We start from the raw sequence: 22396 nt of genomic DNA, 5'->3' as shown, positions 1-22396 counted from the left end.
GGGCTTTTTTACTGGATGACATCGATCAATTGGTCACTGTAGATAGAAACTGCTCTATTTCCGAGGCACTGCTGCGTGCAGTGCGCATGACACCAATGAGTGTGGCTGAAGCAGGCCCGGTCCACTCCCCGTAGCCCACCAGCCATAAACCTGGGGCGCCACGCACCTGTGTGCCATCTACCGCCACCCTGGATTCGTTGACAACACCAAGAGGCTCCAGAGGCTGTAACGCTGGCCTAAAGCCGGTACACCAGATGATCGCGTCGAAAGGCTTGGTACTCTCGTCGCCCCATTGAGCACCGTCCGCTGTGAGACGCTCAAACGGGCCGACAGAATGCAATACACCGCGCTGCCGCGCGTCGAGGACCGGGGGAACCATCACGATGTCGCCAAAGCCGCCTGGCAGGTTCTCGGGATCTTTGCCTTCCTGCAAGGCCTGCCAGCGTGCAGTGGCCCTCTCGAAGAGTACTCGCCCATCGACCTCATCCGGTAAAAAGGCTGGAGGCTCCAGCGTGACCCAGGTCGTGGACTGCGCAACAAGCGAAACTTCCGCCAGGATCTGTGCGCCGGAGTTTCCTCCGCCGACTACCATCACCCTCTTGCCCTTGAATGGCTCAGGAGACACATACTGAGCTGAGTGCAACTGCGGTCCTTTGAAGGACGTCACACCTTCAACCTCGGGCACAAACGGATTTCGCCATGTTCCCGTGGCAAATACAACGGCACGCGAATGCCAGTTTCTCGCGCCGGCATTGACCTGGAAGCCTTGCTCAGTGGATTCAATGCCTGTGACGAGAACCGGCCTCTCGATCTTGAGTTCGTAGCGTGCCTCGTATTTGCGAAGATAGTCGACCACATGGTCACGACTTGGATACTGTTCACCCGAAGCAGGCATTGGCCATCCCGCGATGGAACTCCACGAGGCGGGAGAAAAAAGCCTCAGCGAGTCCCATCCATGCTGCCAGGCCCCGCCTCCGGCTTCCTCGGCATCCAGCAGCAGCACCGACAGATTGGTGCGACGCAGAAAGTACGCCACCGATAGGCCTGCTTGGCCTGCTCCGACGATGATCACATCGTGAAAAGACATTGTTGACCTCCTTTTGCCTTTATTGCTGTGGACTCACACGCATGGACCACAGAGCCGCAAATGCGCTGATCGCCAGCAGAGAAGACAGCCACAGAGCCTGGCTGCCCCAGTTTGCGACGGCCAGCCCGAAAAGAAACGGTGACCCGGCTTGCACGATGCGTGCAGGCACCATGAGCCAGCCTTGACGCTGGCCATATCCTTGAGAGCCAAACACCTTAAGTGGCAGCGTGCCTATGGCAATCGTCAAGATGCCATTACCCAGACCATGCAGGATGGCAAAAATGCTGGCGGCTGGTGCACCGGCAAGGCCCAGACAGACAGCGGCCAGCGGATGGGCAAGGATGGCCAGGCGAGCAGAAAACAGTGGGTGTGCTTTCTTGAGAAAGCTGTACTCCAACACCCGGCCTGCCACCTGGGCAGGCCCGACCAATGCAGCGGCAGCAATCGAAGCAGCCAAAGTTGCACCGCTGGCCTGAAGAATCTGAGGCAGGTGGGAAGCCATGGCAGTGCTGATGAACCAGGACGCAGCGAAAACGTAGGCCATCAGATAGGCAGTGCGTTGGAGACTGAGACCTGCGTTGTTTCCGCCCTCAGACACAGCTCCAGGCGGCTCTTGTTCTTCGACCACTTCCCTCGGAGTGGGCTTGGCACGCGATAACCAAGCATTGAGCGGAAGGCCCAGCAGCAGGTGCAAGGCGGCCCAAAACATGCATACGACGCGCCAGTCGTACAGTCCTTCCAGATAGCTGGAAAGCGGCCAGCCCACGGTGCTGGCAAAGCCAGCAAAAAGTGTGATTCCGGTAATGGCTGGGCGCGCATCCTGACCATACAGGTGCACAACACTGGCAAACGCGGCTTCGTAGAGGCCGCTGCCCATCGCCACGCCCATGAACGCCCACGCCACGAAGATATGCAGTGTCTGCGTGGCCTGGCTCAACATCAGCAAGCCACAGGCAAAAACCAGATTGCTGGCGAGAAGCACCGACCTTCCGCCAAAGCGATCAATCAGTCGGCCCGCGATGGGCCCTACCGCTGCAGCCACCAGCAAGGCTGCAGAGAAAGCACCGAACACCAGAGAGTACGAGGTGCTTGTCGACAGACTGATAGGTTTAGCCAGCACCGCAAGCAAGTAGTACGAAGAGGCCCAGGAAAGCGTTTGGGCGATTCCGAGCATGACTGTGACTTGCGTGCGGTTCAGTGCCATATGTATGGTTTAAATGCTGCGTTGGTTGACTCGCTTGGACAGTTCTTCGGCGCTTTCACGGCGCTCGCTGTAGCGATCCACCAAGTAGTCCGAACAGTCTCTCGTCAGCAGCGTGAACTTGACCAACTCTTCCATAACGTCCACTACCCGTTCGTAATATGAGGAAGGCTTCATTCGGCCGGCTTCATCAAACTCGGCAAATGCCTTGGCCACGGATGACTGATTGGGGATGGTGATCATGCGCATCCAGCGACCTAACACTCGCATCTGGTTGACCGCATTGAAGGACTGCGAGCCACCCGAGACCTGCATCACCGCCAGTGTCTTGCCTTGCGTCGGCCGCACAGCGCCAACAGACAAAGGAAGCCAGTCAATCTGCGCTTTGAGAATGCTGCTCATCGCACCATGGCGCTCAGGAGACGTCCAGACCATGCCCTCGGCCCATAAAGCCAGCTCGCGCAGTTCCCTGACCTTTGAGTGATCGTCGGGGGCGCCATCCGGCTGCGGCAGGCCACGTGGATCGAAGATCCTGGTCTCGGCCCCCATCTTGCGCAGCAGTCGCGCTGCCTCTTCGGTCAGCAGGCGGCTATAAGAACGGTCGCGAACCGAGCCATACAGCAGCAAAATACGCGGCGCGTGCGCTGCGCGTTGTGCGGGTAACAAGCCATCCAGGCTGGGCTTTTCAAATACTTGTTCATCGAGATTTGGTAGATCAAAGCTTGCCAATTCGATTTCCTTTCGAGTCAATGACGGCTTCCCCGTCTTCTTTGGAGAATGCGGCCTGTTGGGGCTGCGGCAGGATGTCCAGCACGGCCTCCGAGGGACGGCACAAGCGGGTTCCCAGAGGGGTGACCACTATCGGCCGATTGATCAGGATGGGGTGCTGGAGCATGAAATCAATCAATTGCTCATCCGTCCATTTGGGCTCGCCCAAACCAAGCTCGTCATACGGCGTACCTTTTTGGCGCAACACATCGCGCACTGGCATGCCCATGACTTGGATCAGGCCCACCAGGGTGGCGCGATCAGGAGGCGTCTTCAGGTATTCAATGACCGTGGGCTCTTCCCCGCTGTTGCGGATCAGGGTCAGAACATTGCGGGAGGTACCGCAGGCTGGGTTGTGGTAAATCGTGATGTCACTCATAGCGCTAGATTCCATTGCAAAGGTTCATGACGCCACGCTGAGCCGCAAGGCCAGCGCTGCGAGGGTGATGAGTAGCACGGGCATGGTCAACACTGCCCCCACTCTGAAGTAGTAGCCCCAGCCAATCGTTGTGCCTTTCTTCGCAAGCACATGCAGCCAGAGGAGCGTGGCCAGGCTGCCAATCGGTGTGATCTTGGGACCGAGATCGCAGCCAATCACATTGGCGTACACCATGGCTTCCTTGACTGCCCCGCTGGCCGTGGATGCATCGATGGACAAGGCTCCGATCAAGACCGTGGGCATGTTGTTCATGATGGAAGACAGCACCGCAGACAGCACGCCTGTGCCCAGTGATGCGGTCCACACGCCACCGGCTGCAAATTGATTCAGCAACACGGCGATGTAATCCGTGAGGCCCGCGTTGCGCAATCCATAGACCACCAGGTACATACCCAGCGAGAACACCACGATCTGCCATGGAGCGCCATGAAGCACTTTCCTGGTGCTGATGACATGGCCACGCGCAGCCACCGCCAGCAGGATCGCGGCCCCCACGGCAGCCACGGCACTGACGGGGACGCCCAGAGGCTCCAGAGCGAAGAAGCCGACCAGAAGCAAGACCAGAACGACCCAGCCGGCCTGGAAGGTGGCCACATCCTTGATCGCAGCCGACGGCGACTTGAGCTGGGCTACGTCGTAGGTGGCAGGAATATCGCGTCGGAAAAACAGCAGCAGCACACCGAGGCTGGCCAGGACCGAGGCGATGTTGACCGGCACCATCACCGATGCGTAGTCGTTGAAGCCGATCTTGAAGAAGTCGGCGGACACGATATTCACCAGATTGGAGACGATCAGCGGCAAGCTCGCAGTGTCGGCAATAAATCCGGCGGCCATCACAAACGCCAGCGTTGCAGCCGGAGAAAAGCCCAGCGCCACAAGCATGGCCATCACGATGGGCGTGAGAATCAGGGCTGCTCCGTCATTGGCAAACAAGGCCGAAACGGCGGCCCCCAGCAGAACGATGAAAGCAAACAGTTTGACTCCGCTGCCTCCACCCCAACGGGCAAAGTGCAATGCGGCCCACTCGAAGAATCCGGCTTCATCTAACAAAAGGCTGATGATGATGACGGCGACAAAGGTCGCTGTGGCATTCCAGACGATATGCCAGACCACAGGAATATCAGCTAAGTGCACGACCCCCAGCAGCAGCACGATACCGGCCCCAATTGAAGCGCTCCAGCCAATACCAAGGCCGCGTGGCTGCCAGATAACCAGCGTCAGAGTGAAGATGAAAATCAGGATGGCCGTCAACATGACGTATAGGTCCTAGAAAAAGCTATGAGTCGGCATCAGTTCCGTCCACAGCGTGCGGACGTCAGTGAAACCTGGTGAAGCAATCCAGACTCTGGATCTGGATCGCAATTGAACTATCGGGATTTAGTGCGAAGAGAGTTCACGCGCCGTGGACTGCAGCATTGCCTGCTCCAGCTTTTGCGCCGGGAGGTTCACCAAAAGCTCCAGGCGACGACGAATCATGTGCATCGTCTGTCGGAAGGCTTACAGCTTTGCTTCGTCAGAGGCATCGCCTTCCGAAGGGTCCGGGTAGCCCCAATGCGCTGTGGCAGGGTGACCAGGCCAAAACGGGCAGACCTCCCCTGCGGCGTTGTCGCACACGGTGATGATCAGATCCATGTGCGGCGCGCCAGGCACAGCAAATTCGTCCCAGCTCTTGCTGCGCAAACCATCTACGGAGACACCGGCCTTTTGCAGCACTTGCAGCCCCAGCGGATTGGGTTGCTGATTCTCCCGGGGGCTGCTACCCGCCGAATAGGCTTTAAAAAGGCCTTGACCCATATCGTTGAGCAAGGCCTCGGCCAAGATGCTGCGTGCCGAGTTGTGAGTGCACAGGAACAGGACGTTCAGGGGAGCTTTGTTGTCAGACATGGTTTAGCAGCGGGACTTAGGGATGGAAAGAGGTTGCAGCGACGCTTAGCACTGGCATGACGCAACTGCGGCATCGGTACAAACCGCGCCCTGACAGCAGTTCTCGGTGAGATATGCCAACAGATCGTTCATTACGGGGAAGGCCGCGCGATAAAGCACGTTTCGGCCCTGCCGCTCCTGGCTGACCAGGTCGGCATGAAAAAGCTCTTTCAAATGAAAGGACAGTGCATTCGGCGCGATGCCGAGCTGCTCAGCTAATGCACTAGGTGTCAGGCCTTCAGGTCCAGCCACAACAAGGGCGCGAAATACGCGCAATCGGGCCTCGTGGGCCAGAGCGGAGAGTGAGCGGATGACGTTTGCTTCTTGCATGATTTAATAATACATCAATTGTTGAATTATTGTTTTAATGACCACAAAGACGCCCCAGATGTCATCACGAAGCCACCAGGCAGCTCCGAATGCACGCCCAAGTTGATGCAAGTTGGGCGTGTTCCTCACAGCTGGGGCTGAGATCCCCAACCTATTGAATAAACAGAGAAATGTGAAGTTGGGCGCTGAGTACCGCCCAACTTCCGAGCGCCCGACTTAAAGCGGTGAGGTACATATGCTTTAAATCGCTGGCCAACGGTCGCAAACCCGCGTGAAGTAAAGAAAAGGCCCGACCGTAGAGTGAACAGGCCTGTCCCACGTATGGCCCACTTTGGCCGTTTGATACGCCCTAGCAGCCCATTCGGTGCCAAAGTGGGTGCACAGCCTCAGCCACCCAAAATCGCTCGCAAGTCCGTGTCAACATTAGCGAACCCAAAATTTCCCGGTGCCATCGTCTGTGCCAAAACAAGCACTCCCCCACTGTTGCGCGGCCTTCGGCACAAATTAGCACAGCCTTTGCAAGCAATGCTGACAAGTCGGCAAGCGACACCAGACTGTCAGCGATGAGGGAGCACCTCAATGGGAATCTATCCTTAGTCCCATCAGACGATTTTTCTTCACCTTCCTGCCCGAAGAATCCAGCTATTGATTGGCTCATTCTTCAAGCTCCGCATCGTTCTCAATAGCGGGTGAAGTGCTTGAGTATCAAGCCAGATCGAAGAATCTGAGTATTACTAATCTCTCATCCTAAGGCAGCGATATGTCATATACCTTGACTGGTTTTGAAGGCAAAGTAGCAGTAATCACCGGTGCAGGTCGAATGCGCAGCATCGGACGCCCCATTGCGATGGCATTGGCACAAGCGGGTTGCGATGTGGTGTTGACTGGCACAGGCCGCGCACCCGAAACCTACCCTGAGGATGAGCGCGAAGTGAATTGGCGCGATATCGAATCGGTGGCTGATGAAGTCCGTCAGCTAGGTCGACGTGCCTTGCCGGTGGTTTCCGATGTCAGCAATCCGGAGTCTATCGATGCCCTGCTGGCACGCACTATCACGGAATTCGGTCGCGTCGATTTTCTGATCAACAACGCAGGCGCTACTCGCGGCAATGATCGAATTCCTGCGACGGAGCTGTCGATCGATACCTGGCAGCGCGTGATGAACGTCAACCTCAACGGCACGTTCTATATGTCCCGTGCATTCGCCAAACAAATGGGTGAGCAAGGAGAAGGCGGCGCCATCATCAATATTTCGTCGCTGGCAGCTCAATTACTGGCACCAGACACCGCCGCCTACGCAACCACGAAAGTGGCTATCAATGGCCTGACGACCATCATGGCGCGAGAACTCGGACCAAAGAAAATCCGGGTCAATGTCGTTGCCCCTGGAATCGTCGAAACAAGTCGTTTGGATGACGTGCCTCGGGGCCAAGTGTGGGATGACATGATCGCCTCCTACATCTCTTTGGGGCGCGCAGGCACAGGTGAAGACATTGCTCACCTGGTGGCATTCCTGTGCAGCGATCAAGGCGAATGGATCACAGGTCAAAACATCTATGTCGACGGCGGCCACCTTCCAACCCCACGACGTTCGGCATAACTTGATACGCCCTCCACCGGCAGCTGCTTGAGCCAGCTCCGATGAATCACGTCAGCTAGCAGACGCCCGCCACTGAGCGGGCTTTTTGCTTTCTGCAGCCCTACTGCGCTCTCCCAAAGCACCTTAAAAGAGCGCCTTTTCAAACTCACCCCATCTGTTTGAGACGCAAGCCCTCCCCCATACAAAGCTTTTTGAAACCGGCTTGCTCACCGAGCCGCATTCTGGGCCTTGATTTACCCAATGGCTTGCAAGGATTTATGCGTGGACTGATTCAATCCAATGCTGCCCCCAAAAGGGTCAAGCAGCATTGCTGCACGCGCGCCCAAGCTTGTTGAAATCGGGCCTCGATACAGGACTGCACCCCGGCGTTCAAGAGCCTTGATGGCCACGTCCAAATCAGCCACCTCCCAGTAGACCGTCGTACCACCCACTCCGCCGGGGCACTTGCTGTCGAGTGGATGAAAGCCGAGCAGGCATCCTGGCGCTTTGATGAATGCGTACAGGGAGTTTTCGTACTGCACTTCAGCTTGAAGCAACTCGGCGTACCAGGCTGCCGCAGCCTCTATATCGGAGACAAAGAACACAATAGATTCAATTTGCTTTAACAACATTGGCTTTCAGACACTATGCAAAATATCGGCTGACGAATGTAGCTTTGATTGATTTCTTCTGTCGGGGAAACCGCAGCCGAGGATGAGCTGGCGAGGCAGATGCAGCACTGCGGCTTCAGGAGCACTGGGATACGCAGCAGGGCTTTGGCTCCAATTTTCATTGGCGGCCTGCAAGCTTTACAAGCTAAGCGCAGCCTGCAGACAGAAAGCCGGACAAGCAACGGCCAAATGGCACCGCAACCCTATCTCGGTTTCCGATAAACTTCCATGCGCTGGCAGGGACAGACTGTCACCTGGATCTTTGAGCCATGGGTCACAACCGCGCCAGGTCATTCATTGTTTGCTCAAGATTAGGTTGCCCAATGAGTTCACCCGATATGGAAGATGACAGTGTCTTTGAAAGCGCTGCCGAGCTCTTCAAGGCCATGGCCGCGCCCATGCGGCTGAAGATCATCAGCTCGCTGTGCAATGGTGAGAAAAACGTCTCCGAGCTACGTGCGGAGATCGACACGACCCAACCCAATATGTCCCAGCACCTCAATACCCTGTACCAAGCCGGCATTCTGGGGCGCAGACGCGAAGGTGTGAGCATCTATTACTTCATCGCCAACGAGAAAGTGGTCCATATGTGCCGCACGATCTGCGTGCAGATTGCAATTGATCAGAACTGAGCATTCCGAAGGTAAAAAAGGCGCTGTTAGCGCCTTTTTTGTTTTTTGAAGCCTTGCATCTCAGGGTTTGAGATAGACAAAGCCTTCCTTGGCTTGCAGGCGCGCCACCTCTGCCACACCTGACGGCACGATCTTGGTTTCCATCAACAGGCTGGCTGCATCAATGCGCCGGGTTTGCAAGGTGTTGTCGCACACCCGAAATTCCACACCACGTGCGGCCAGCGCGCTCACCTGACCGCTGAATTCGCGGCCTTTGCTGTCCTTGGCATCGCTGATCAGGAAATCAATGCCGGGGCCATGGGTGACGACCACGATCTTGTCCGTGGGCGAAGCTTTGAGTTCGTTGTTGATGTTGTTCAGAATCGCGGCGGCCGTCTCCACACCGGTGTTGACGTGATAGACCACCTTCACGATGTCCTGTGCCGCAGCGACGGCAGTGCTGAGCGCAAAGGCGAGGGCAATAAGGGCGCTTTTCATATCTGGTCTCCTGGGCTGCAATAGATCATCAGGGAAAGCTGGCGTACTCTAAATATCACTAACGGCTTATATTAGCTCCACACAAGCTTAGAAAAATAGGGCAAGTGCTAGTGCTTGGTGGTACTGACAAGCATATAGCCCCATCGCGGAGACATGACTTATGGCAAAAAACACGCTGCTTGCGACAGCCCTGGCGCTGTTGGCGATGATGTGCACCAAGCCTGCACTGGCGCATGAGGCACCTGAGCCAGACAAGGCGCGGACCATGGCAGCATCTGCTGCGCCCATGCAGCTCCAGCAAGTGGCAAGCAATGCGTACTATGTTCAGGGCGTGTCGGCCCTGGGCTCACCAGCCAACCGAAATTTCATCTCCAATGCAGGCTTCGTCATCACCGACAACAGCGTGGTGGTGATCGATGCTCTGGGTTCGCCCGCCCTGGCGCAGGAATTGGTAGACAAGATCAAGGCCCTCACCACCAAGCCCATCAGCCATGTGATCATCACGCACTACCATGCAGACCATATCTACGGTCTGCAGATATTCCAAGCCCTGGGGGCTCAGATCGTGGCCCATGTGCAGTCCAGGGAATACATCAACTCGGAGACCGCGCGACTGCGGCTTGAGGCCTCGCGCAAGGATCTCTCACCCTGGATCGACGATTCCACCCACCTGGTTTCCGCCAACCAATGGATATCGAACGATACGCAAACGCTGCAGATCGGCGGTGTAGATTTTGTGCTGCAGCACATGGGGCCGGCACATTCGCCGGAAGACATGGCGGTGTTTCTGCCCCAGAGCGGCGTGCTCTTCATTGGCGATGTGGTGTTTCGCAACCGCATCCCTTATGTGGGTCAGGCCGACAGCCGTCACTGGATTGCAGCCCTCGATAACCTGCTGCAACTGCCGGTGAAAGTCATGGTACCCGGGCATGGACCCGCCTCCACCCACCCCAAGCCGGACATGCAACTCACGCGCGACTATCTGGTGTATCTGCGCACCTCCATGGGCAGGGCCGCAGCCAATCTCGATCCTTTCGACGAAGCCTATAGAGCGACGGACTGGTCCCGATTCGCTGGCTACCCGCTCTTCAAAGAGGCCAATCGCATGAATGCCTACAACACCTTCTTGCTGATGGAGCAGGAAAAACCATGAAAGATGCGCCATCGACGCGCAGACGCTGGCTGCAGTACATGGCTGCCAGCGCCTTGCCCGCCATGTCCTACCCTGCCCTGGCTGCACCGGATGTATCGGAGCGGCTGCTGCCCAGCAGCATTGACTTGCAGCATGATCTGGCTGCCGCTTTGGCCCGGCAAGAGCCCTTGGTGCTCATGGCCACCTTGCGCGGCTGCCCGTTTTGCCGGGTGGTCAGAGAGCACTACCTGCTACCACTACATCGCGCCGGAGCATTTGTCACGCAACTCCATTTTCTTTCCAGTGACCCGCTGCGTGACGGCTACGGCGCACAGAGCAGCCATGGCTCTGTGGTGCGGCAGCTGGGCATCGAAGTCGCACCCACGGTACTGTTCTATGGACCTGGTTACCAGGAGGTTGCCGAGCGCCTGGTGGGCAGCTCTATCCCCGATTTCTACGGTGCCTATCTGGATCAGCGCATGGAACAGGCCCGCGCCGCTTCCCGTGGGCGTTGACTGAACGTCGGCGCTGTTTCAAATCAGAACAACGAGGGTAATTGCCCAATCACAAATTCAGCGCATGCTGGAAACTAATGCATAACAACATGCTTATATACAAATATAAGGAGACTGCGGTGATGCATTGGAAATCTTGGCTGGGCGGTGCGGCGATGGCGGCCACGGCAATGTGGCCCGGCATTGCGTCAGCCAATCAGGCACTGGCGCAAAAAAATGCCTGTCTGGCATGCCACGCGGTGGACAAGAAGCTGGTGGGCCCTGCATTTCAGGAGATCGCCAAAAAATATGCGGGCCAGACAGACGCGCAAGCGCAGATCACCAAGAGCATCAAGGCCGGAGGCTCTGGCAAATGGGGCCCAATCCCCATGCCGGCGCAGGCTGCACTGAGCGAGGCGGACGCCAGCACGCTGGCCGCCTGGATCCTAGCGGGGTCCAAATAAACATGGACTGCAGCACTGTTCCGACCCATGGAGTCTGCGCGTGGAAAGGGAGCTTATGCTCGATCACCTGATGGGCAAGGTGCGCAAGGCACCTGAGAATTTCGTGCCTGCGCAAGCTGTGGGCACGGTGTTTGCCGAGGCCAAGGCCGGGCGACGCGACTTCTTACGCAGCGCTTTTGCGGCAGCGGCCGGTACGGCTGCAGCGACGACATCCGTGCACGCAGCAGTTGTGGGCGATGGTGATCCGAATATTCTGGAGTTGCCCGCACACAGCAAGGGGCTGGGTCAGGCCGTGGTCACCGATGGCTATGGCAAGCCCTCGAAATTCGAGGCCAATGTGCAACGCCGCCAAAGCCCGGGACTGACACAGACCAAGCAGGCATCGGTGTCGTTTGCGCCGCTGCAATCGCTGTTTGGCATCGTCACGCCCAGCGGACTGCATTTCGAACGCCATCACCAGGGCTGGTGGGATATTGATCCATCCAAGCACCGACTGATGGTCAATGGACTGGTGAAGAACGCCAAGGTCTTCACCATGGACGAAATCATGCGCCTGCCCTCGGTATCGCGCTTTCATTTCATCGAATGTGGTGCCAATACCGGCATGGAATGGGGCAATGTGGCCGTGCCAACGGTGCAGTACACGCACGGCATGCTGTCTTGCAGCGAGTTCACAGGCGTGCCCCTGATCCGATTGCTGGAGATGGCGGGCGCAGATCTGAAAAAAGGCAAATTCATTCTCGCGGAAGGTGCGGATGGATCGTCCATGACGCGCACCATTCCGGTGGAGCTCATCACTTCGGGCCAGGTACTGGTGGCCTACGGCCAGAACGGTGAAATGCTGCGGCCTGAACAAGGCTATCCGCTGCGTCTGGTGGTGCCCGGCGTCCAAGGCGTGAGCTGGGTGAAATACCTGCGTCGTATCGAAGTTGGCGACATGCCTTACGCGACCAAGGATGAAGCCATCCACTATGTGGATCTGATGCCCGACGGCCAGCATCGCCAGTACAGCAGCATTCAGGAATGCAAAAGCGTGGTGACCACGCCATCGGGCGGGCAGATGTTGCTGGACAAAGGTTTCTACAACATAACGGGCCTGGCCTGGTCGGGACGCGGCAGGATCAAGCGCGTGGACGTGAGCGTGGACGGCGGCCGCAACTGGCGCAGCGCGCGGCTGGAAGGCCCGGTCATGGACAAGTGTCTCAGCCGCTTCAATCTGGACTGGGTATGGAACGGTGAGGAATGCATTATTCAAAGCCGCGCCATGGACGAAACCGGTTATGTCCAGCCCACCTACCAGCAGCTGCGCGCCGTGCGCGGCAGTCGCTCCATCTATCACAACAACGCAATTCAGTCGTGGGCGGTACACGCCAATGGGGAGGTGGCCAATGTCCAGCTTGCCTGATTTCAGCCTTACGGGCCGGGCTGTGGCTGCCCTTTCTCTCGCGCTGGTGACCCTGTTCTTGGGTACGACGGCTCATGCCAAAGACCCATTTCCCGGCATCGGCCGCGATGCCACGCCCAAGGAAGTCCAAGCCTGGGACATTGATGTGCGCCCGGACTTCAAAGGCCTGCCCGAAGGTTCGAGCAGCGTGCGGAAAGGCATGCAGGTTTGGGAGGCCAAATGCGCCTCCTGTCACGGCGTGTTTGGCGAGGCCAATGAAGTCTTCAGCCCGCTGGTAGGTGGTACGACGGCCGAGGACATCAAGACCGGCCACGCAGCCCGTTTGAAGGATCCCGGCTTTCCAGGCCGCACCACGCTGATGAAGGCCGCGACGGTATCCACGCTCTGGGACTACATCAATCGCGCCATGCCCTGGAATGCGCCCAAGTCCTTGTCCACCGAAGAGGTCTATGCCGTGACGGCCTATCTGTTGAATCTGGGCGAAATCGTGCCGGAGGACTTCACGCTCAGCAACCAGAACATGGCCCAGGTGCAAGCCAGGCTGCCCAACCGCAATGGCATGAGCACGGCCCATGCGCTGTGGCCAGGCAATGAGTTCCAGCCCCATGCCAAACCCGATGTACAGGCCAAAGCCTGCATGAGCAACTGCTCCCCGCCCCCCAAGGTGCGCTCTGCCCTGCCGGATCATGCCAGCAACAACCACGGCAATCTGGCACAGCAAAACCGCCTGGTGGGTGCGCAGCATGGCATTGAAACCGATGGCGGTGCAAGCAAGCAAGCCAAGCCGGTGGCTGCAGCCGCCCAGGCTCCTACAGCACTGCTGGAAAAAAATGCCTGCATTGCCTGCCATGGCGTGGAGCAGAAGATCGTCGGCCCGGCATTCAAGGACATCGCCAGCAAATTCTCCGGCCAAGCCGACTACCTGCTGGGCAAGATCAAGTCCGGCGGCACGGGCGTATGGGGTTCCATCCCTATGCCGCCACAGCCTCAGCTGAGCGACGATGACGCCAGACTTATTGCCAATTGGCTGGCGGGCACCAAAAAACCATGACGGACAAGCGCTGGGCGCAAATGATCCATCCATTACAAGGAGACAGAAGATGAAACGCAGAGATGCACTCAAAAATAGCGCAGCCGTGTTGGGTTTGCTGTTGGCTGCCGGAGTCTTGCCGCAGGCCGCACATGCGGCCTACAACAAGGCGGCATTCGATGCCAAAACCATGGCGGAAGTGATGAAGGCCATGGGTGCTTCGGCACCGGTGGAAAGCAAGGACGTGACGCTTACCGCGCCGGATATTGCCGAAAACGGGGCCGTGGTGCCCATCGGGGCCTCTACCACCCTGCCCAACGTCAAGCAGTTGCTGATTCTGGTGGAAAAAAACCCCAACACCATGGTTGCCGCCTTTACCGTCAACGATGCGCTGGAGCCCAACTTCCTGACCCGCTCCAAGCTGGGCCAGTCCTCGGATGTGTATGCGGTGGCCATCACCAACGACGGCAAGGCCTTCTTCGCCAAGAAGGAAGTCAAAGTGACCCTGGGCGGTTGCGGCGGCTGATATCCATCACAGAACAAGGAGAAAGACATGGCAGATCCAATGCGCATCCGGGCTCAGGCCGCCGGTGACAAGGCCACGGTACGCGTGCTCATGGCACACGAAATGGAAACAGGTCAGCGTAAAGACGCGGAAGGCAAGACCATCCCGGCCTGGTTCATCCAGGAAGTCACAGCCAGCTTGAACGGCAAGCAGATCTTCGCGGCGGAATGGGGGCCGGCAGTTTCCAAGAATCCTTTTTTGCAATTCACCATCAAAGGGGCCAAAGCCGGGGACAAGCTGACCGTGAACTGGAAGGACAACCGCGGCGAGACCCGCAGCGACGAAGCCACTGTCAGCTGACACCGGCGAATGCCTGCTGGCGCGAAGCCCCTGTTCGCGCCACCTCCTTGCTGAACAACAAAAAGAGAGGACGCCCCCATGAAACATATGACCCAAGCCGCCCCACTGGCGGCAGCCGTGCTGGCAGCCCTGTGCGCCGCCCAGCCGGCCATGGCCCAGAAAAGCACGGCGGACGGCATTGCCGAGTACCGTGAAATGCTGCAGGACGGCAATCCTGCCGAGTTGTTCGAGATGAAGGGCGAGGAGCTGTGGAAGAAAAAGCGCGGCCCCAACAACGCCTCTCTTGAGCGCTGCGACCTCGGCAAGGGCCCGGGCGTTGTCAAGGGCGCATTTGTCGAGTTGCCGCGCCACTTCGCCGACACCAACAAAGTGCAGGACCTGGAGTCGCGCCTGCTGACCTGCATGCAAACCCAGCAGGGGCTGGACGCCCAGAAGATCGCCGCCACACCGTTTGGCAAGGACGAGCAAAAGAATATGGAAGGCTTGGTGGCCTGGATTTCCTCGCAGTCCAAGGGAATGAAGCTGGATATCCCCCAGAGCCATGCCAAGGAAAAGCAGATGTACGAGGTAGGCAAGCGCATGTTCTACCTGCGCGGCGGTCCGCATGACTTTGCCTGCGCCTCCTGCCATGGCACGGATGGCAAGCGCATCCGCATGCAGGACCTGCCCAACCTGACCAAAAACCCCGGTGCAGCCGAAGGCTTCGGCTCATGGCCAGCCTACCGCGTGTCTTCGGGAGAGCTGTGGAGTATGCAGCGGCGCTTGAACGATTGCTTCCGCCAGCAGCGCTTCCCCTACCCCGGCTATGCCAGCGATGTGACGGTTGCTTTAGGTGTGTTCATGGGTGTCAACGGCAAAGGCGGCATGTCGACCGCTCCGGCCATCAAGCGCTAAGGAGACAAAGCCATGCTGAAAAAGAAACACATCTCCGCCTTGCAGATGGCAGCTGCAGTGACTGCATCGCTCATCGTGCTGGGTTGCGCTTCCGTGGACAGCGCAGCCACGCTGGACACCATGACCCAGCAAATGGTGAAGACCTCCTTTCGCGATCAAGGCATTGCCAAGGTAGATCGTTTGCAGCAGGACGAGTCCAACGCCGCTTGCAGCGCCGCCGACGCTTCCGGAACGCCGCTGAGCGAGGCCCAATCCAAGACCATTGAAGCCGCCAACCTCAAAACCGTTCAATGGCCCAAGGACGGCAAGTTCATCGGTGACTGGAAAGAAGGCGAAAAAATTGCCCAGAACGGCCGTGGCATGACCTGGACGGACAAGCCGGGCAGCGCCAACGGCGGCAATTGCTACAACTGCCACCAGATCAGCCCGCAGGAAATTTCGTTCGGCACCCTGGGCCCCAGCTTATACAACTACGGCAAGCTGCGTGGCATCCAGGACACCAGCAGCCCCGAAGCCCGGGCGATTGTCGAATACACCTGGGGCAAGATCTGGAATGCCAAAGCCTATAACGCCTGCTCCGGCATGCCGCGCTTTGGCCACTCCGGCATTCTGGCTGAAGCGCAGGTGCGCGATGTGGTGGCCTTGCTGCTGGACCCCAAGTCCCCGGTCAATCGCTGACTCCCTAATTCTCACACCATGAAATAAATCGCTGCTCGCGCCTGGCAGTCGGGTGCGGCCAGCTGTTCCTCGATCTATGAGCCTCTCCAAACGCGAATTCCTGCAAGTGCTGGCTGCTGCCAGCGTCTCGGGCATGGGCTTGCAGCGCTATGCCCATGCCGATACGGCGCTGGCCGACAAAAACATGTACGAGCTGCCGGCCTTCGGCAATGTCTCGCTGCTACACATGACGGACTGCCACGCCCAGCTCAAGCCGCTTCATTTCCGCGAGCCCAGCGTGAATCTGGGTGTGGGCGCGATGAAAAATCAGGCCCCGCATCTGGTGGGCGAGCATCTGCTCAAAGCCATGGGTATTGCACCCGGTACGGCCAGCGCCCATGCCTTCAGTTATCTGGATTTCGACACAGCCGCCCAGCGCTACGGCAAGGTAGGCGGCTTTGCCCATCTGGCAACGCTGGTCAAGCGCATGCGCGCCTCTCGCCCTGGAGCCTTGCTGCTCGATGGCGGCGATACCTGGCAAGGCTCGGCCACCTCCTTGTGGACCCAGGCCCAGGATATGGTCGACGCCTGCAAGCTGCTGGGCGTGGATGTGATGACCGGTCACTGGGAATTCACCTACGGCATGGAGCGCGTGCAGGAAATCATAGAAAAAGACTTTGGCAGCAAACTCGATTTCGTTGCCCAGAACGTCAAGACTGCCGATTTTGGCGACCCGGTATTCAAGCCCTATGTGATCCGCCAGATCAACGGCATTCCCGTCGCCATCATCGGCCAGGCCTTCCCTTACACCCCCATAGCCAACCCGCGCTACATGGTGGCGGACTGGAGCTTCGGCATCCAGGACGACAATATGCAGAAAATGGTAGACGAGGCGCGTGGCAAGGGAGCCAAAGTCGTGGTCGTGCTGTCTCACAACGGCATGGATGTGGACATCAAGATGGCGGGCCGCTTGCGCGGCATCGATGCCATTTTGGGCGGCCACACCCACGACGGCATGCCGGTACCGACGATAGTGAACAACGCTGGCGGCAAGACCATAGTCACCAATGCGGGTTCAAACGGCAAATTCCTCGGCGTGCTGGATTTTGAGGTGAAGAACGGCGCAGTCTCGGGTTTTCAGTACCGCTTGCTGCCCATTTTTGCCAACATCCTGCCTGCCGATGCTGAAATGGATGCGCTGATCACCAAAATTCGCGCACCTTATGAATCCAAGCTGGCAGAGGTGCTGGCCCGAACCGACGGTACGCTGTACCGCCGAGGCAACTTCAACGGCACGGGCGACCAGCTGCTGCTGGACGCCATGATGGCGGTGCAGGATGCGCCGATTGCGTTTTCACCCGGATTTCGCTGGGGCACCTCGCTGCTGGCAGGCCAGGACATCACCCGTGAATGGCTGATGGACATGACGGCGACCACCTATTCCTATGCCACCGTGACCGAGATGAGCGGCGCCACGATCAAGACCGTGCTGGAAGACGTGGGTGACAACCTGTTCAATCCCGACCCGTACTATCAGCAAGGCGGCGACATGGTTCGCGTGGGCGGACTGCAATACCAGTGCGATCCATCGGCCGGAGCGGGCCATCGCATCAGCAATATGCGGCTCAACGGCCAGTTGCTGGAGGCCGACAAGAAATACAAGGTCGCTGGCTGGGCGCCCGTGGCCGAAGAGGCCAGGAATGCCGGCAACAAGCAGATCTGGGAAATCGTCGAACCCTGGCTCAAGGAGCAAAAGGTGCTCAAACCCCATCAACCCAATGCACCCAAGCTGCTCAATGTCATGCCCAACCAGGGCCTGGCTTGAAGCCGGAGGGCCCCAAAGCGTTGGCGCCTCATCCATGCCAGCTGCGGGTATATGCCAGTACGCTGAGCAGGCGATGCGCCATCCAATGCCGGCATGAGCCCTGCCGAGTTTGAATCCCTGTCGACCACCGTATTGGTGGTCATTTTTTTGCTGGCTACCATCCTGGGCTTTTCCATGCGGGAATCCCGCTTTTGCACCATGGGCGCTATCAGCGATGTGGTCTATCTGCAAGACTGGATGCGCATGCGCCAATGGTCCATGGCCGTGGGTGTGGCCATGTGCGGGGCCACGGCGCTGGTGCTCTGGGGTGGAGTGGCCGTGGGCGATACGCTGTATGCCAGCAACCAACTGCCGTGGCTTTCGTCCCTGGTGGGAGGCCTGCTGTTTGGCGCCGGCATGGTGCTGGCATCAGGCTGCGGTGCCCGAAACCTCACCCGCCTGGGCGGCGGCAGCCTCAAGGCCTTGATCGTGCTGCTGGTCATGGGGTTGGCCGCGTTTGCCACACTCAAAGGTATCACCGCCGTGGTACGGGTTCGCTGGCTGGACAGCGTGCAATGGCAGCTCGGCACCCTGGCCCTGCTGCCAGAACTACTTGCCCAGGCCACGGGATGGCCTTTGTTTGGCGCGCGCCTGGGGCTGGGCCTGGGACTGGGCGGTTTGCTGATCCTGCTGGCACTCAATCCCCAAAAAGGCGCGGACCGAAGCCGCAGCGCGCTGCTGGGCGGCGCTGTCGTTGGCCTGTGCGTGACCGCAGCCTGGTGGCTGGGCGGGCATGTGGCCGAGATTGCCGAACATCCAGAGACCCTGGAGCATATGTACGCAGCTACCTACAGCGGGCGCATAGAGGCCTTCAGCTTTGTCACCCCGGTGGCGCACACCCTGGACTGGCTGCTGTTCTTCAGCGACAGAAACAAGCTGCTGACCTGGGGTATTGCTTCTGTCTGCGGCATGGTCGCAGGCAGCAGGATCCATGCCCTGTGGCGGCGGGATTTTCAATGGCAGGGCTTTGCCAACACCCAGGATTTGGCACGCCACCTACTGGGTGCCGTACTCATGGGCGTGGGAGGTGTTACCGCCATGGGCTGCACCGTAGGCCAAGGCATCAGCGCCGTCTCTCTGCTCAGCCTAGGGAGTCTGATCGCCATTGCAGGGATTGTGACGGGCGCGGGGGCGATGCTGCGATATCTGGCCGGCTCAGAATAACGGGGCGTGAAGGCAAACCTGCCTAGGGCCGCCCGATCTGTCTCACAAAAAATACCGTGGATGCCAGCTCTAGGCCTTGGGCTCCTGCTGGGTCGTGCAGTGAATCCCGCCACCGCCCGCGGCAATGCCGTCAATATTGATTTGAACCACCTCACGCCCGGGAAAAGCTCTCTGCAGTTCGCGTTTGGCTACGGCATCGGTTTTCGCATCCCCAAACTCGGGAGCAATCACCGCGCCATTGCAAACATAGAAATTGATATAGCCAGCGGCAAAGTCGTCGTTGGCAAACTTCTCTCTAAGCCTGGAAGGGGCTTCAAGCACCACAATCTCAAGCTTGCGGCCATCGGCATCCGTTGCCGCGCGCAAGATCTCCAGATGCCGCTTCGTCACGGCGTGATCGAAGGATTTGGGATCAGGGTCATAGCCCGCAACCACCATGCCTGGACGTGCGAAGCGCGCATAGAAATCGGTATGCCCGTCGGTGATGTCTTTGCCCTTGATGCCCGGCAGCCAGATGATTTTCTCCAAACCCAGCAAGCGCCTGAGCTCCTGCTCGCATTGTTTTTTGCTGACGCCGGGATTGCGGTTGTCATTGAGCACGCAGCTTTCGGTGATGATGGCCGTGCCCTGTCCATCCACCTCGATTGCGCCGCCTTCCAGGATCAATTCGGTCTGAATCGTGCGCACACCGGCACGGCCGGCAACAAAGGAAGCGACTTCGGCATCATCGTCATAGTCCTGCTTCTCACCCCAGCCGTTGAAGTTGAGGTTCACAGCAGCTTTGTCACCGTTTTCCGTGATGACAAATACCGGTCCGGTATCGCGCATCCACAAATCGTCAAGCGGGCAGACAATCAGCTCTACGCGGCTTCCCATCAACTGCCTAGCTAGCGGCAAATCAGCCTGACGCACCAACATGGAGACCCGCTCGTACTTGGCAATGCTCAGGGCAATCGTCGCCAGATTGCGCTGAACTTCAGCCAGCAGCTTCTTCCCCCATATTTTCCTGCTGGCACCAAAGGCCATCCAGGTGCGCTGATGAGGCTCGCTTTCGTCTGGCATGAACCAGACGTTCTTGCTATTTGTCATGGCCAGAGATTCCTTTTGAGCGCCTAGCACCGTGATGCCTGAAAGCAACCCCATGGCCTGAATCGCGGCGCGCCGCTTGAACATGGTTTCCCCTTGAAGTCTTGCTATCGAATGGATGAGCATTCGGCCCGAATGGGCTGCCCGCCAGCAATGAATCTTCGTCGAAAACAGCGACAGGTGCAGCCCCAATGACAAACTTCATGCGGCTGCACACGCCAGTCATCTCTCAGTCGTGACGCCAAAGGCAGCGCCGCAGCCTGAAAAGCAAGATACCCGCGAAACGCGGGTATCTTGGGCGGGAAGCGATCCCGGCAATGTGAGGCGGGCAGCTCAGGCTGTCATCAGCACAGCGGTGGCCTTGTCATACAGAGTCGGCCCTGAACTGGTAATGCGCCTGACTGAGCAAATCACTTCAATGAGGCATTGGCTCAAAGTGGCTTGCGCAGGAAGCCTTGGTTGCCGCCGTTACGGTTGGGCGCAAAGCCGTTCTTGGCCAGAGTTTCGTCAGCGGTTTCGTAGAACACACCGATCTGCTTGATTTCGCGGGCTTGCTGAGCGGTGGCGATGGGGCGACCAAATTCGCCGGCGATACGCACCAACTGCTTGATTTGCTCCACCGTGCTCATCTTGCCGGTGCGTTGCTGGTTCCACAGCACGTCTTCGATACCGCAGCGCACATGCAGACCCAGGGCCATGCCAATCATATTGATAGGCAACACGTTCAACACCGAGCTTTCCACCGTGACGATGGCATTGTCGGGCACGGCACGCAGCATATTGGCCAGGTTGTAGATGTTGGCCTGGTCCATGCCGCCGCTGATGGCCACCCAGTTCATGACCAGCGGGCCCTTGTAGATGCCGCGGCGGATCATGCGCTCAATAGTTTCGAAGCTGTTGATGTTGTAGACCTGAAACGCGCTCTGAATACCGGCTTCAGACAGACGACGGATGTGTTCCTCGACGAAGCTGGGGTTCGACGGAACAATCATGTCCTTGTATGTGTTGTGCAGATGAGGGAAGCCGCGCGAGACGCCGCGGAAGTCGTCTTCACCGGCATGCTCGGTCACGTTCATCTGTGTGGTGTTCACCGTCACGGTCACCTGGTCGGGCACGGGAGTCAGCTCGGCCAGCATGTGGCGCGTGTCGTCCGACAGCCACTTGGCTTCTCCACCCTCTTCGGGGGCAAAGCTGATGGAGCCGCCCACTTGAATGATCATCTCGGGCACACGAGCACGCACACCGGCAATCAGCTCGTTGAACTTGGACAAGCGTTTGCTGCCCTTGCCATTGTCTTCACGCACATGCAGGTGCAGCACGGTGGCGCCAGCTTCGTAGCAATCCACAGCCTTCTGGATCTGCTCTTCCATGGTGATTGGGATATCTTCCGGGAAGTCCGAGGGAATCCAGCCCGGAGCATAAGGTGCTGCCGTGATGATCAGAGGTTGCTGGTTCTCAGGGTACAGGTGGCCGTCAAGAAAGTTCATGTTGTTTGTCTCCGGGTTGAACGATATGAAGCAGAGGGGTGAATCCCCCGCTTGCTGAAACCCAGTATCAAACGCATCCACCGCTGGCACTTTTCATTTCAGGACACGGTCTTTGTTATTCGCGACAGTCCATGTCTACCGGGGCTACTAGCCACTTCCCTCGGGTTTACGACAGGTCTTGATAGTCATCAAATGCGAAGTCGCAGGCACAAACCGTCAAGTGCCACCCAGTCTCGCGCTCCATCATGAAGTGGCGGTTCAACACCGACAGCCACCCTACAAACAGCCAGAGAAAAGTAATGCGTCGTGCAGCACTTCTCTCATGGCCTTGCCAAAATCTATAGGAGACATTGATGACAACCGTTGTGAAATTCCACGAAGTAGGCGGACCGGAAGTTCTGCGCGTCGAGACCACAAGCGTTGGTGATCCTGGCCCAGGTCAGGTGCGCTTGAAGCAAGGTGCAGTGGCCCTGAATTTCGCCGATACCTATTTCCGCAGCGGCCTGTATCCCGCTCCGCTGCCTGCCGGCATAGGCAGCGAAGCCTGTGGCACGGTTACCGCCGTGGGCGATGGAGTCACCGATTTCAAAGTGGGTGACCGCGTCACCTATACCGGCGCGCTCAATACGCTGGGTGCCTATGCGACAGAGCGTCTGATTTCTGCCGCCCCTCTGATTCGCCTGCCCGACAACATCAGCTTTGAAACCGCTGCCGCGATCACCATGCGCGGTCTGACGGCTGCTTATC

At 58.3% G+C, this 22396-nt stretch carries 24 protein-coding genes and 1 pseudogene; 14 read left to right on the top strand and 11 right to left on the bottom strand.

What is annotated here, in order from left to right; all coding sequences use genetic code 11:
- Window positions 1-25: 25 nt before the first annotated feature.
- The 7 genes and pseudogenes from ACNAZA_RS20045 to ACNAZA_RS20015 all read right to left on the bottom strand — a co-directional run bounded on the left by ACNAZA_RS20045 (window position 26) and on the right by ACNAZA_RS20015 (window position 5748).
- Window positions 26-1087: an ArsO family NAD(P)H-dependent flavin-containing monooxygenase gene (locus ACNAZA_RS20045; RefSeq protein ID WP_415798267.1), complete on the bottom strand. Its 1062-nt coding sequence runs from the start codon at window positions 1085-1087 to the stop codon at window positions 26-28.
- 19 nt (window positions 1088-1106) lie between these two features.
- The gene (locus ACNAZA_RS20040; protein WP_415798266.1) at window positions 1107-2291 is read right to left on the bottom strand and encodes an MFS transporter; all 1185 of its coding nucleotides are present in this window, start codon (window positions 2289-2291) and stop codon (window positions 1107-1109) included.
- A 9-nt stretch (window positions 2292-2300) separates the two neighbouring features.
- The gene (gene arsH, locus ACNAZA_RS20035; RefSeq protein WP_415798265.1) at window positions 2301-3017 is read right to left on the bottom strand and encodes an arsenical resistance protein ArsH; all 717 of its coding nucleotides are present in this window, start codon (window positions 3015-3017) and stop codon (window positions 2301-2303) included.
- Window positions 3004-3435 (bottom strand): arsenate reductase (glutaredoxin), encoded by a 432-nt coding sequence (gene arsC, locus ACNAZA_RS20030; RefSeq protein WP_415798264.1) that lies wholly within the window; start codon window positions 3433-3435, stop codon window positions 3004-3006. The genes arsH and arsC overlap by 14 nt, the downstream gene beginning before the upstream one ends.
- Before the next feature lie 24 nt (window positions 3436-3459).
- Window positions 3460-4749, bottom strand: a complete 1290-nt coding sequence (locus ACNAZA_RS20025; protein ID WP_415798263.1) for an arsenic transporter — start codon at window positions 4747-4749, stop codon at window positions 3460-3462.
- A gap of 123 nt (window positions 4750-4872) precedes the next feature.
- A pseudogene (locus ACNAZA_RS20020) lies at window positions 4873-5379 on the bottom strand (arsenate reductase ArsC).
- A gap of 45 nt (window positions 5380-5424) precedes the next feature.
- Entirely contained in the window at window positions 5425-5748 is a 324-nt protein-coding gene (locus ACNAZA_RS20015) for an ArsR/SmtB family transcription factor (protein ID WP_415798262.1), read from the bottom strand.
- Window positions 5749-6508: 760 nt separating this feature from the next.
- Here ACNAZA_RS20015 and ACNAZA_RS20010 point away from each other — a divergent pair.
- Window positions 6509-7348 (top strand): SDR family NAD(P)-dependent oxidoreductase, encoded by an 840-nt coding sequence (locus ACNAZA_RS20010; protein WP_415798261.1) that lies wholly within the window; start codon window positions 6509-6511, stop codon window positions 7346-7348.
- Window positions 7349-7581: 233 nt separating this feature from the next.
- Here the strand turns inward: ACNAZA_RS20010 and ACNAZA_RS20005 are convergent, their stop codons facing one another.
- Window positions 7582-7959, bottom strand: coding sequence for a VOC family protein (locus tag ACNAZA_RS20005; RefSeq protein WP_415798260.1), 378 nt, complete (start codon window positions 7957-7959; stop codon window positions 7582-7584).
- A gap of 362 nt (window positions 7960-8321) precedes the next feature.
- On the opposite strand from ACNAZA_RS20005, the gene ACNAZA_RS20000 reads away from it, so the two are divergent.
- Window positions 8322-8630 carry an ArsR/SmtB family transcription factor gene (locus ACNAZA_RS20000; protein ID WP_120967457.1) on the top strand — a complete coding sequence of 103 codons (309 nt, stop codon included), beginning with the start codon at window positions 8322-8324 and terminating at the stop codon, window positions 8628-8630.
- Window positions 8631-8690: 60 nt separating this feature from the next.
- On the opposite strand, the gene ACNAZA_RS19995 is transcribed toward ACNAZA_RS20000, so the two are convergent.
- Complete coding sequence (locus tag ACNAZA_RS19995; protein WP_120967456.1) at window positions 8691-9107, bottom strand: DsrE family protein; 417 nt, start codon at window positions 9105-9107, stop codon at window positions 8691-8693.
- Window positions 9108-9315: 208 nt separating this feature from the next.
- Between ACNAZA_RS19995 and ACNAZA_RS19990 the strand changes: the two genes are divergently transcribed.
- The 11 genes from ACNAZA_RS19990 (at window position 9316) to ACNAZA_RS19940 (ending at window position 19076) form a co-directional block, all read left to right on the top strand.
- Window positions 9316-10260 carry an MBL fold metallo-hydrolase gene (locus ACNAZA_RS19990; RefSeq protein WP_415798305.1) on the top strand — a complete coding sequence of 315 codons (945 nt, stop codon included), beginning with the start codon at window positions 9316-9318 and terminating at the stop codon, window positions 10258-10260.
- A complete protein-coding gene (locus tag ACNAZA_RS19985; RefSeq protein WP_415798259.1) occupies window positions 10257-10754 on the top strand; it encodes a thioredoxin domain-containing protein in 498 nt (165 codons plus the stop codon). The genes ACNAZA_RS19990 and ACNAZA_RS19985 overlap by 4 nt, the downstream gene beginning before the upstream one ends.
- Window positions 10755-10876: 122 nt before the next feature.
- The gene (locus ACNAZA_RS19980) at window positions 10877-11197 is read left to right on the top strand and encodes a c-type cytochrome (protein WP_415798258.1); all 321 of its coding nucleotides are present in this window, start codon (window positions 10877-10879) and stop codon (window positions 11195-11197) included.
- Between the two features lie 55 nt (window positions 11198-11252).
- Complete coding sequence (gene soxC / locus ACNAZA_RS19975) at window positions 11253-12602, top strand: sulfite dehydrogenase (RefSeq protein ID WP_415798257.1); 1350 nt, start codon at window positions 11253-11255, stop codon at window positions 12600-12602.
- Entirely contained in the window at window positions 12586-13653 is a 1068-nt protein-coding gene (locus ACNAZA_RS19970) for a c-type cytochrome (RefSeq protein ID WP_415798256.1), read from the top strand. The genes soxC and ACNAZA_RS19970 overlap by 17 nt, the downstream gene beginning before the upstream one ends.
- 49 nt (window positions 13654-13702) lie before the next feature.
- A complete protein-coding gene (gene soxY / locus ACNAZA_RS19965) occupies window positions 13703-14158 on the top strand; it encodes a thiosulfate oxidation carrier protein SoxY (RefSeq protein WP_120967450.1) in 456 nt (151 codons plus the stop codon).
- Between the two features lie 27 nt (window positions 14159-14185).
- A complete protein-coding gene (soxZ, locus tag ACNAZA_RS19960; protein ID WP_415798255.1) occupies window positions 14186-14497 on the top strand; it encodes a thiosulfate oxidation carrier complex protein SoxZ in 312 nt (103 codons plus the stop codon).
- A gap of 87 nt (window positions 14498-14584) precedes the next feature.
- Window positions 14585-15391 carry a sulfur oxidation c-type cytochrome SoxA gene (soxA, locus tag ACNAZA_RS19955; RefSeq protein ID WP_120967448.1) on the top strand — a complete coding sequence of 269 codons (807 nt, stop codon included), beginning with the start codon at window positions 14585-14587 and terminating at the stop codon, window positions 15389-15391.
- A gap of 12 nt (window positions 15392-15403) precedes the next feature.
- Window positions 15404-16069: a sulfur oxidation c-type cytochrome SoxX gene (gene soxX, locus ACNAZA_RS19950; protein ID WP_415798254.1), complete on the top strand. Its 666-nt coding sequence runs from the start codon at window positions 15404-15406 to the stop codon at window positions 16067-16069.
- Between the two features lie 76 nt (window positions 16070-16145).
- Complete coding sequence (gene soxB / locus ACNAZA_RS19945) at window positions 16146-17873, top strand: thiosulfohydrolase SoxB (protein WP_415798253.1); 1728 nt, start codon at window positions 16146-16148, stop codon at window positions 17871-17873.
- 93 nt (window positions 17874-17966) lie between these two features.
- The gene (locus tag ACNAZA_RS19940) at window positions 17967-19076 is read left to right on the top strand and encodes a YeeE/YedE family protein (protein WP_415798252.1); all 1110 of its coding nucleotides are present in this window, start codon (window positions 17967-17969) and stop codon (window positions 19074-19076) included.
- Window positions 19077-19145: 69 nt separating this feature from the next.
- On the opposite strand, the gene ACNAZA_RS19935 is transcribed toward ACNAZA_RS19940, so the two are convergent.
- Together ACNAZA_RS19935 and ACNAZA_RS19930 are read right to left on the bottom strand one after the other, a co-directional pair.
- Entirely contained in the window at window positions 19146-20165 is a 1020-nt protein-coding gene (locus ACNAZA_RS19935) for an agmatine deiminase family protein (RefSeq protein ID WP_415798251.1), read from the bottom strand.
- Between the two features lie 428 nt (window positions 20166-20593).
- A complete protein-coding gene (locus ACNAZA_RS19930) occupies window positions 20594-21649 on the bottom strand; it encodes a beta-keto acid cleavage family enzyme (RefSeq protein ID WP_415798250.1) in 1056 nt (351 codons plus the stop codon).
- A 353-nt stretch (window positions 21650-22002) separates the two neighbouring features.
- Here ACNAZA_RS19930 and ACNAZA_RS19925 point away from each other — a divergent pair.
- Window positions 22003-22396: alcohol dehydrogenase catalytic domain-containing protein (locus ACNAZA_RS19925; protein ID WP_415798249.1), on the top strand; the 394-nt coding region annotated here is incomplete at its 3' end.

Source organism: Comamonas aquatilis, assembly GCF_965139575.1.
Taxonomy (GTDB): domain Bacteria; phylum Pseudomonadota; class Gammaproteobacteria; order Burkholderiales; family Burkholderiaceae_C; genus Comamonas; species Comamonas aquatilis.
The sequence above is the reverse complement of the archived record's forward strand: the minus strand, read 5'-3'. Positions and strand labels throughout refer to the sequence as shown.

What these genes read in the sequence shown, in the direction of transcription:
- soxA (WP_120967448.1), top strand. Translation starts at nt 14,585, where the DNA reads ATGACCCAAGCCGCCCCACTGGCGGCAGCCGTGCTGGCAGCCCTGTGC.
- arsC (WP_415798264.1), bottom strand. Translation starts at nt 3,435, where the DNA reads ATGAGTGACATCACGATTTACCACAACCCAGCCTGCGGTACCTCCCGC.
- ACNAZA_RS19990 (WP_415798305.1), top strand. Translation starts at nt 9,316, where the DNA reads ATGTGCACCAAGCCTGCACTGGCGCATGAGGCACCTGAGCCAGACAAG.
- ACNAZA_RS20025 (WP_415798263.1), bottom strand. Translation starts at nt 4,749, where the DNA reads ATGTTGACGGCCATCCTGATTTTCATCTTCACTCTGACGCTGGTTATC.
- soxZ (WP_415798255.1), top strand. Translation starts at nt 14,186, where the DNA reads ATGGCAGATCCAATGCGCATCCGGGCTCAGGCCGCCGGTGACAAGGCC.
- ACNAZA_RS19940 (WP_415798252.1), top strand. Translation starts at nt 17,967, where the DNA reads ATGAGCCCTGCCGAGTTTGAATCCCTGTCGACCACCGTATTGGTGGTC.
- ACNAZA_RS19935 (WP_415798251.1), bottom strand. Translation starts at nt 20,165, where the DNA reads ATGACAAATAGCAAGAACGTCTGGTTCATGCCAGACGAAAGCGAGCCT.
- ACNAZA_RS19995 (WP_120967456.1), bottom strand. Translation starts at nt 9,107, where the DNA reads ATGAAAAGCGCCCTTATTGCCCTCGCCTTTGCGCTCAGCACTGCCGTC.
- ACNAZA_RS20005 (WP_415798260.1), bottom strand. Translation starts at nt 7,959, where the DNA reads ATGTTGTTAAAGCAAATTGAATCTATTGTGTTCTTTGTCTCCGATATA.
- soxX (WP_415798254.1), top strand. Translation starts at nt 15,404, where the DNA reads ATGCTGAAAAAGAAACACATCTCCGCCTTGCAGATGGCAGCTGCAGTG.
- ACNAZA_RS19980 (WP_415798258.1), top strand. Translation starts at nt 10,877, where the DNA reads ATGCATTGGAAATCTTGGCTGGGCGGTGCGGCGATGGCGGCCACGGCA.
- ACNAZA_RS20010 (WP_415798261.1), top strand. Translation starts at nt 6,509, where the DNA reads ATGTCATATACCTTGACTGGTTTTGAAGGCAAAGTAGCAGTAATCACC.
- soxY (WP_120967450.1), top strand. Translation starts at nt 13,703, where the DNA reads ATGAAACGCAGAGATGCACTCAAAAATAGCGCAGCCGTGTTGGGTTTG.
- ACNAZA_RS19985 (WP_415798259.1), top strand. Translation starts at nt 10,257, where the DNA reads ATGAAAGATGCGCCATCGACGCGCAGACGCTGGCTGCAGTACATGGCT.
- ACNAZA_RS20040 (WP_415798266.1), bottom strand. Translation starts at nt 2,291, where the DNA reads ATGGCACTGAACCGCACGCAAGTCACAGTCATGCTCGGAATCGCCCAA.
- soxC (WP_415798257.1), top strand. Translation starts at nt 11,253, where the DNA reads ATGCTCGATCACCTGATGGGCAAGGTGCGCAAGGCACCTGAGAATTTC.
- ACNAZA_RS20000 (WP_120967457.1), top strand. Translation starts at nt 8,322, where the DNA reads ATGAGTTCACCCGATATGGAAGATGACAGTGTCTTTGAAAGCGCTGCC.
- ACNAZA_RS19930 (WP_415798250.1), bottom strand. Translation starts at nt 21,649, where the DNA reads ATGAACTTTCTTGACGGCCACCTGTACCCTGAGAACCAGCAACCTCTG.
- soxB (WP_415798253.1), top strand. Translation starts at nt 16,146, where the DNA reads ATGAGCCTCTCCAAACGCGAATTCCTGCAAGTGCTGGCTGCTGCCAGC.
- ACNAZA_RS20015 (WP_415798262.1), bottom strand. Translation starts at nt 5,748, where the DNA reads ATGCAAGAAGCAAACGTCATCCGCTCACTCTCCGCTCTGGCCCACGAG.
- ACNAZA_RS20045 (WP_415798267.1), bottom strand. Translation starts at nt 1,087, where the DNA reads ATGTCTTTTCACGATGTGATCATCGTCGGAGCAGGCCAAGCAGGCCTA.
- ACNAZA_RS19970 (WP_415798256.1), top strand. Translation starts at nt 12,586, where the DNA reads ATGTCCAGCTTGCCTGATTTCAGCCTTACGGGCCGGGCTGTGGCTGCC.